The sequence below is a fragment of the Methanomethylovorans sp. PtaU1.Bin093 genome, assembly GCF_002067275.1.
Classification (GTDB): domain Archaea; phylum Halobacteriota; class Methanosarcinia; order Methanosarcinales; family Methanosarcinaceae; genus Methanomethylovorans.
Window position 1 is genome coordinate 19,445 of sequence record NZ_MVQX01000045.1, and the last position, 8,277, is coordinate 27,721.

The 8,277-nt window shown below is 41.9% G+C and carries 12 protein-coding genes; 5 read left to right on the forward strand and 7 right to left on the reverse strand.

Features of this window, described 5'->3' with window-relative positions; translation table 11 throughout:
* The first annotated feature begins 73 nt into the window (after nucleotides 1-73).
* Both A4E24_RS04735 and A4E24_RS04740 read left to right on the forward strand, forming a co-directional pair.
* A complete protein-coding gene (locus A4E24_RS04735) occupies nucleotides 74-667 on the forward strand; it encodes a MarR family transcriptional regulator (protein WP_292352132.1) in 594 nt (197 codons plus the stop codon).
* A 13-nt stretch (nucleotides 668-680) separates the two neighbouring features.
* A complete protein-coding gene (locus tag A4E24_RS04740) occupies nucleotides 681-1,370 on the forward strand; it encodes a DUF2110 family protein (protein ID WP_292352133.1) in 690 nt (229 codons plus the stop codon).
* Between the two features lie 9 nt (nucleotides 1,371-1,379).
* Here the strand turns inward: A4E24_RS04740 and A4E24_RS04745 are convergent, their stop codons facing one another.
* Entirely contained in the window at nucleotides 1,380-2,126 is a 747-nt protein-coding gene (locus A4E24_RS04745; RefSeq protein WP_292352134.1) for an ArsR family transcriptional regulator, read from the reverse strand.
* Nucleotides 2,127-2,234: 108 nt separating this feature from the next.
* On the opposite strand from A4E24_RS04745, the gene A4E24_RS04750 reads away from it, so the two are divergent.
* A complete protein-coding gene (locus A4E24_RS04750) occupies nucleotides 2,235-3,263 on the forward strand; it encodes a class I SAM-dependent methyltransferase family protein (protein ID WP_292352135.1) in 1,029 nt (342 codons plus the stop codon).
* Between the two features lie 16 nt (nucleotides 3,264-3,279).
* On the opposite strand, the gene A4E24_RS04755 is transcribed toward A4E24_RS04750, so the two are convergent.
* Nucleotides 3,280-3,498, reverse strand: coding sequence for a hypothetical protein (locus A4E24_RS04755; protein WP_292352136.1), 219 nt, complete (start codon nucleotides 3,496-3,498; stop codon nucleotides 3,280-3,282).
* A 325-nt stretch (nucleotides 3,499-3,823) separates the two neighbouring features.
* Nucleotides 3,824-4,051: a hypothetical protein gene (locus A4E24_RS04760; protein ID WP_292352137.1), complete on the reverse strand. Its 228-nt coding sequence runs from the start codon at nucleotides 4,049-4,051 to the stop codon at nucleotides 3,824-3,826.
* A gap of 569 nt (nucleotides 4,052-4,620) precedes the next feature.
* Between A4E24_RS04760 and A4E24_RS04765 the strand changes: the two genes are divergently transcribed.
* Nucleotides 4,621-4,794 carry a hypothetical protein gene (locus A4E24_RS04765; protein WP_292352138.1) on the forward strand — a complete coding sequence of 58 codons (174 nt, stop codon included), beginning with the start codon at nucleotides 4,621-4,623 and terminating at the stop codon, nucleotides 4,792-4,794.
* 118 nt (nucleotides 4,795-4,912) lie between these two features.
* Entirely contained in the window at nucleotides 4,913-6,328 is a 1,416-nt protein-coding gene (locus tag A4E24_RS04770) for an ATP-binding protein (RefSeq protein ID WP_292352139.1), read from the forward strand.
* Nucleotides 6,329-6,556: 228 nt separating this feature from the next.
* On the opposite strand, the gene A4E24_RS04775 is transcribed toward A4E24_RS04770, so the two are convergent.
* The 4 genes from A4E24_RS04775 to A4E24_RS04790 all read right to left on the reverse strand — a co-directional run bounded on the left by A4E24_RS04775 (nucleotide 6,557) and on the right by A4E24_RS04790 (nucleotide 7,513).
* On the reverse strand, nucleotides 6,557-6,724 hold the full coding sequence (locus tag A4E24_RS04775) for a DUF86 domain-containing protein (protein ID WP_292352140.1): 168 nt from the start codon (nucleotides 6,722-6,724) through the stop codon (nucleotides 6,557-6,559).
* The gene (locus A4E24_RS04780) at nucleotides 6,688-6,828 is read right to left on the reverse strand and encodes a hypothetical protein (protein ID WP_292352141.1); all 141 of its coding nucleotides are present in this window, start codon (nucleotides 6,826-6,828) and stop codon (nucleotides 6,688-6,690) included. Before A4E24_RS04780 ends, A4E24_RS04775 begins: the two co-directional genes overlap by 37 nt.
* Nucleotides 6,821-7,105, reverse strand: coding sequence for a nucleotidyltransferase family protein (locus A4E24_RS04785; protein WP_292352142.1), 285 nt, complete (start codon nucleotides 7,103-7,105; stop codon nucleotides 6,821-6,823). Before A4E24_RS04785 ends, A4E24_RS04780 begins: the two co-directional genes overlap by 8 nt.
* Before the next feature lie 243 nt (nucleotides 7,106-7,348).
* Nucleotides 7,349-7,513 carry a type II toxin-antitoxin system HicB family antitoxin gene (locus tag A4E24_RS04790; RefSeq protein ID WP_292352143.1) on the reverse strand — a complete coding sequence of 55 codons (165 nt, stop codon included), beginning with the start codon at nucleotides 7,511-7,513 and terminating at the stop codon, nucleotides 7,349-7,351.
* Between the last annotated feature and the right edge of the window lie 764 nt (nucleotides 7,514-8,277).

The following is an 8,277-nucleotide window of genomic DNA, read 5'->3' on the forward strand; positions in this document are numbered from 1 at the left end:
AATAAAATAGATAGAAATGAGTGGATAATTCTCTTCTAATTCTCAGGACCGATCATAAAAAGAGAGAGAAATTATGGCTAAAGAATATGCTGAGCAACTATTCCTTCAGGAAAAACCTACTTTGGCACTCCTTGCCATCTGGTCCTTCCAGAAAACGTATGCTTCTGTAATTACAAAAGAGATCAATTCGACATTTGCGCATACAACGAAGATCCTCTCAAAAATGGAAGAACATGGACTGGTAAAATTCACAATGGAAGGACGGGTCAAATATGTGGAGCTTACAGATTCAGGTTTTAAGGTAGTGGAAGCTCTGAAAAATCTCATCATTGCGCTGGAAGGCGAACTGCCTGAGGGGATGGAACAGGCAGAGGCAGGGACCAATGACGATCCCAGAAGCAACAGGAATGATGTCCTTCCGGATAAAAAACAGGATCAGGATATATACGAGAAGATCAAAAGGCTGAACGATACAATCGTCTCCATTTATAATGAACTGGTCACCAGTGGCGCGGATACGGAAACTGTTATAAGGAGACTGGGACCTTTCAAAAGGGACCTCAAGAAGATCGAGAATACCATGCGGGAATATCAGGATATTGAAGATGTAACTCTGGAGTATTTCATTGAAACAAAGGACCTTCTCGAGTCGCTTATAAATCATTAAGAGATCATAAGATATGAAAAAGATCACATTATGCATAAAGGTCTATGGGAACGAAAAAAAAACTGTAGATACTATTTCTGCCACTGTTGCACATGAGTTAAAAGAACTGGCCGTCCAGATCAACATCGCTGTTTCAGCTGATAGATGGGCCATGGCTGAGATCGAAGGGGAGGACGAGGAGTTCGCAAGCAATCTTCTCATAAGGCAATATGGGACCGTGACATCTGTTCCTGAAGAAGGGGTAATATACAAAGGGTTTATTGATTCCATCGAAGAAGACAGGATAGTTGTGGACATAGGCACGCAAATTATCATTCCACCAGAAAACATGAAGGACCTGGGACCAGGAAATGCCCGACAGATCGCCTCACGTTTTGGTATGATCAGATACCTGCCTGTTGAGGTAGAGATCATTAACAACGCACCTAAAATACAAGGCAAGTTCAGTAAATATCAGGCAGACACGTGGTGGCAATGGAAAAAAGCCGGATACGACAGGGTGACTGCTAACGCCATTACGAGGTCAGAGCTAAAAGCTGCAGTAAAAAGAACAGGGCATGCAAGAGACATATACGGCATAGAAAGACTTGGAATAATGGAACATGCCATCGTTTGCAGGGAAACCACCGATGGACCTGGTATCGTTGCAGCCATTGGAAGGTTAGTACCTTCAGAGCTCGGAGTGATAATAGGTTCTTTCTGAGCTCTGATCTCACTTATTCAGAAAATGTACAATAAACAGGCATCTATCCTTTCCATTACCGCAGCATTCTATTTCCTGCACGCAGCAAGAAATATTAAGTGAATGCACTATTGTTCCTTCGATGATGCCTTCAGTAAAAGAGCACAGGTTCTTCCCTATGGTAGATATAAGCTTGTAATCGAAGCATTTCTCTACAGCTATTATCAAAGGCTCACTTTCCGCAAGATACATAGTACCCATCTGATACCTTTTCCAGAACACAGCCAATTCCTGAACGAGATACTTGATGTCCTTTGAAACGAAATTAGAAGAGATGCTTATACCAATGTCCCTGCCTATCTTTCTCATTATAGGGTCACTGTTGATCCCATGTGCATCGAAGCCAAACTGTATTGCACGGAAAAAACATTTGAAGCATCCATGTTTTTCGAGTTGCGGAGAACCTAATGTTTCCAGGACGTTCTTATAGTGCCTGAGAATAGGAGGCTGGGAATGAGCCATGTGCTCACATTTAAGATAATATGTTTTGCGACGTTTATCGTCCTGATCGCACTCTTCTTCTACGAGTCCGGAAGACCGCAGGTCATTAAGATGCACTGAAACCGTGGATTTGGCTTTTCCTGTGTGCTTCACGATCTCATCAAAAGAACGTGAGCAACCTTTTAAAAAATCCAGTATCTGTATCTTTACAGGACTATTCAACGCGACAAAACCATTCCCATTCGAAAAAAGAGCAGTCCGATCGCAGTCGTTCATATTACATTAAATAACAATAACTCTATATAAACGTTAGCTAATAGTCGAATAGATTCCAAAGAAGCTGTTTATTGAAATATATAATTACAATAGATCATGGTTACCGATATGCAAAATCAACGAAGTCTTACTGTTCGCGTACCTGTTGAAGAGGCAGAGGCCATAAGGAGCTGGTTATTGGAGAGCAATGTTCTGGATACAGGCCGTAAGGTCAGGAAGGTAACAGAAAACGGAAAAAAATACCTGCTTTTGCCTGTAACAAAAACGATCCCCGGATACACATGTATTAAAGATGGGATGCCAGAGTTCTACATTTCTCAAAGATCTCTTAAAGAACACCTGTCTGATGAGATAGCTCCGCAAGAGCTCGCAAGAGTGCCTTCAGGCTGGCAGGTCATAGGGAGCGTGATCATAGTGACCATACCAGAAGAGCTCGATCACAGGACCGCGATCATCGGCGAAAAGCTGCTGCAGATGTATCCCAGGTGTAGCTGCGTTGTAAGAGATAAAGGCATTCATGGAACTTTCAGACTTCCGGCAAGAGAGGTCATTGCAGGTCATGATACTGAAACTATACACAGGGAGAACGGCTGCTTTTTCAAGCTGGATGTTACAAAGGTGATGTTCTCAAAAGGAAACCTGGCTGAAAAAAAACTAATGAGCGTATCCGCCTGTGGGGAAGTTGTTGTAGACATGTTTGCAGGCATTGGGTATTTCTCTATACCCATAGCAGTGCACTCCGCACCAAAAAAGGTCATATCCATCGAGCTAAATCCGGTATCTTTTAGTTATCTGCAGGAAAACATCCGTTTGAACCATGTGGACAATGTGGTCGAGCCCCTGCTTGGCGACTGTGCAGTTGTTACACCGGAAGGTGTGGCTGACAGGGTCATCATGGGTTACGTGGGAACGACCCATCATTATCTCTCGAATGGTATAAAGGCCCTTAAGCCTGAAGGTGGCATACTGCATTATCATGAGACCACTCCTGAAAAACTTTTGTTCGAAAGGCCTGTGAACAGGATACAGGAGGCTGCTCTGCAGCTTGGAAAAAAGATGGAGGTCATAGGGACCAGGCGTATTAAAAAATATGCTCCTGGCGTATGGCATGTGGTTGTAGACGCTAGGATCACATGAAGATCACATGATCCATTTACATTGCATCTGACCTCAGGCAGAATGGTCCTTCTCTGCCTGTTATCATGTATCCCTCGGGAAGCTCGATAGCTGCTTGCCCATTAAGTTCTACTGGCCTGGTCTGCAAGGCATGACTCACATCAATGAGCACATTGTTGATCCTGGACCTTTTAGGAAGCTTCTTGTCATTGTAGATCGATCCCTGTATCTCTCTCGCTTCCTGCATTTGCCTCATGACTTTTCTTGCCTTAGGATCAAGTTGCTCCTATGCCATCTTCCGGATCAATAAGTTAAGGAGAGTTACTCCAGAAGTTGGCTATTATCTTGTCATCGCCTGTATTGAGCTTCCTTGCGGTCAGATACTGCACACCATCTGCCCTTATCAGGGCAGTATTCCCTATGCTATGCGCTCCCTTATAAAAAACAACAAGTGATCCCTGTTTTCAGTCTCTTGTTCACCTGTCGATACGTTTGCCTGAAGTGTTCCCGGTCATGCAGGTCCCCTTGTTCAACAGTGGTCCCAATAGGCACATTTATGGGACCTGCAAGTTCGGCAATATCTAAATTGACCTGTTCCTTATCTGGCCTGTGATCTCAAGTAACTGCAGTGTCTTCTCAAGGGCATTCTTGCGTTGTGCAAGATGTGCACCGGCACTGATTTCAGCAACAGTGATAGAGGAAATGGATCCTGTATGCTCGTTTCCCAGGGATCCCAGGAATTGTCGGGACGAAGGCACAATGTTCTTGCGCAGGCAATCGATGAATATTGAAGTTATAAAGGATCTCATCCCACCCGATCCAGGCGTAAAGACTTTCTGAGCTAATCTACAAATTCCTAGCTCTCTACATCGAAGTCCCATGCCCAAAGGGAAGAATTTATGATCTCTTTAGGTTTTTTATGTTCTTTTTCCTGAGCATGCTGAGGATCGTATGGATCTCACTGTCAATGTTATGCAGCCTGTTCTCAATATCCTTTGATGAACTCATGATATTAAATCTGTTTTGATCTTGACATATTTAATGTTTGCTTTCATGAAGACAAATACTGTGAGCAGACATCATAATAACTATCTTTTTCAATAAAGTATCTTATGTGTTCCAGCGTTAATATTTTCCTGTTCGGTCTGATGCCATTACTCTGCCCCGGGCTTGGGCTGTTCTGATGGTGTAGTTCAATGTCGATCTAACTGACCAGATGAAGCTGCAGATCAGATTGTGACCGCGCCGCCTGCGGCGGTGTGTTGCTTTGATTCCAGAGATAGGCATTGACTCAATGCTTTTCATATACTTGCTTTAGGATAACCCGGACTTCTCGCATACTGTTAGTTCCATATTGGAAGAGGTGGAGTCCGGGAAAATGACTGGAATGACTTCCGTAATTACACTGCTGGAAGTACTTGTCAGGCCCAAGATGGACCACAATATATCAGCTATTGAAGACTACAAAAATATCCTATCCAATTTCCCAAACCTTGAGATAGTCCCTGTAGATAATAAGATCGCTGATATTGCTTCAATCTCCGCATATTGATATTAATACTTCCCTGATATGGCGATGGATCTTTAAAGAACATAGAGTGGATGTCAATGATAGTCATGGTCATGACTGAACACAAGGTATAAATGCTTACTATCCAGTAACTTACTGTATGGTAATGTTTTTTGACCGAGTGAGAGAGTTATCCCAGCTTGAAGAGATGTACAATGCTCCTTCTTCGTCCCTGGTCGTGTTCTACGGGCGAAGACGCGTGGGGAAGACTGAGCTCAGTAAGGAGTTTATCAGGAATAAAAAAAGTCTGTATCTTTTTGTTGAGATAAAAAGCGAAGAACTACTATTACGTGACCTCGAAATAGAACTTGAAACTATAACAGGTATCAGACCTCGTCTGGATAGTTTTGATGATTTTTTTACTGTCCTCTTTAACATAAAGGATAAATTAGTGGTAGTACTCGATGAGTTCCAGAACTTTTCCAGAGTAAATCCTCAGTTCTTTTCAAAATTCCAGAAGCATTGGGATGCCCATCATCGAAAGAGCAAGCACATGATCATAGTGATAGGCTCTTTTGTAGGTATGATGAAGAAAATATTTGAACAGAGCAAAGAACCGTTATTCGGAAGAGCCACTTATCTATTTAATATAAAGCCGTTCACTTTTGCAGATAGCTATGCATTCCTGAATGGTATCAAGCATTTCCAGTTAGAAGAGGTAATGAAAACTTATTTTATGCTTGGCGGGATACCAAAATACCTGTTACTGGCAGGGCAGTTCAGTGAACCCCATGCAATGCAGGTGTTCAAAAAGCTCTTTGTGGATACTCAAATGCTTATGGAAGAAGCAAAGAATATACTTGTCCTGGAATTCGGATCAGAGCACAAAGGGTATTTTTCCATTCTCGAAGCCATTGCTTCAGGTAAAGTGATCCCTGCGCATATTGCGGATTATACGGCAATGCCTCCGGGAACTGTTGCAAAGTACCTGAATGAACTTGTACACAAGTACGAGATAGTTAATAAAGAAGAGCCTGTGATACAGGGCGGGTCCAGGAACTCCAGGTATTTCCTGCATGACAATTTCTTCAGGTTCTGGTTCAAATTCATCTACAAATACTACGGGACCTTTGAAATAGACCCGGAGCTGGCAGAGAATATAGTTAAAAAGGACATAAACACTTATTTCGGGTATGCTTTTGAAGATGTGGCAAAAGAACTGCTTATATCGCTCAACAAACAGGAAAAACTGCCTTTCAGGTTCACAGACATCGGTAAATGGTGGAAGAAGGATACTGAGATCGATCTTATCGCTTTTGATAAGACAAGCCGGAATGCCCTGTTCTGCGAGGTGAAGTGGAAGAACCTCTCTGAAAAAGAGGCCTGGGGTATAGTCGCAGACCTTAAGGATAAGTCTAAAAAGGTCAGCGGCACATGGAATGGGAATTATTGTCTTATAGCCAAAAAGATAGAAGGGAAAGAGAACCTGGACTTTTTTGCATTTGACCTGGAGGACGTGGAACGTATGATGGATGTAAAGATGAACAACGCCGCCTGCGGCGGTATGTTGTCTTGATAGCAATTAGCAATGATATTGTATGGGAGAATTTGACGAAGCTGGCATATCCCTTTGATATGTACGGATTTACGAAGAAAGCAGCCAGAAAGCCAATGACTTAAGTCATTGAAAGACTTTTTGTACTGCTGAAAGCAATCTGAGAATCGCTAACTAACCGGATCTCTCATCCACCAGAATTCTCTTTGTCTCTACTTCTAGATCCGGGAGATAGTTCTCGATTATATCTCATACTATGTCCATGTCGATGCCAAAATATTCGTGTATAAGAATGTTTCTCAATCCCACTATCCTTTTCCAGGGGATATGAGAGCATTTACTTCTGGTCTCAGGAGAGATCTTGCCTGCTGCCTCACCTATTATCTCAAGGTTGCGGACAACTGCATCGATCCGCATCTCGTCTTTAAAAACTCTTCAAGAGTGATGTTCTCTAAATACCTTTGAACTTTCTCAATTGCAGCAAGCATATCTGCAAAGAAGACCAGTTCGTCCCTAGGCATAAACAGCCTCTTTTAAGATCTGCTCTCTCAGCCGTGGCTTTATGGCAGTTTCAATTACAAGGTCTACTTTTCTTCCAAAGAGCTCTTCAAGATAGAACTTAAGTTCCATATAATTGCCAAAGGTCTTTTGGCCTTCTTTGAATTCGACAAGGATATCAACATCACTATCTATGCGTTCTTCTCCTTTTGTAAAAGAGCCAAATACACCCACTTTTTTTACACCAAAACGCTCTACCAGCACACTTTCATGTTCTCTTAATGTCCCAAGGGCATCCATAATTATTACTCACAGACAAAGTTTAAATCGTTAACCCTGAACAAGAACAGAAGAGATTTTTGAAAAGCACTTTAGTTAACTGTCATGATCTTTGGTGCGGCTACGCACGCTTTGGCTCGGGCTTAAGCTGCGTATTTTGCTGTAACCGGCACTAACTTAGGCAACTGCGATTTCCCCGGACCCTTTTATCACATGATCACCGATCAGTGGAAGCACAAGTCCTCGCCTGAGCCTGAAAACTATCTACTCATCAATGACCTCTTCAAGATTTTTCCGGCATGCTTCAAGGGTGCTGCCAGTAGCCCAAACTCCTTCAAGTTCCGGCACCTCGCCATAATAGGGCTCATCGTTTTCAATAATTTCGTATCTGGCTTTTTCAAGGGCTGCCTGAATACATTCAATAAGCATCTGTAGCACTTCGTGAAGTTTATTCTAATATATAGTTAACAACGTATATATGGTTCTTCACCAACATGGACAAGGCCCTTATTAGAAAAAGTAGTATGAGGTGTTTTTTTATCTTTGATGGACTATATGTTCTGGCAATTAAAAAAGTAACTATTTATCGGCTTTGTAGAAAACATACATATTATGTTTTAACCACTGAGTTCACAGAGAACACAGAGGATGGCAATATTTATTCATCTCCGTGAACTCTGTGTACTCTTTGGTTGCATCTGCCCATAGTTGGGATTGTAGCGTGAAGATTTCTACAGAACCTATTTATCAATGTAAGGACGCTAAGACGCAAAGAATGTAATGACAACCCTTGGCGTTCTTGCGCCTCTGCGTTTCAAATGTGTTCCAATACGTATGTACACAATATATTATCAACTCAAAGGAATTAAGATGAAAACAAACATTTTGAGTCCTTGCAGCTTTGCGTTAAAAACCTGTTTCCAGTAAGAAAGTTACCCCATATTTAATAAGTATAACCATTATAAATGGAATGAATAGTGATAAAATGGCAGCGAACCAGATCGAAATGTACAAGCAGATCATCGTTCCGGACAATACATGTTATGTACTTCTATCAAAGCTAATGATATTATACAAATTAACAGGCACTTAACATGGAAAAGCTTAATTGCGAGATGATAAAGGAATATTTCCGAAATGAAGAGTTCATTATCTCACATCATGCAAGGTCAAGGATGTTCGAGCGCAATGTT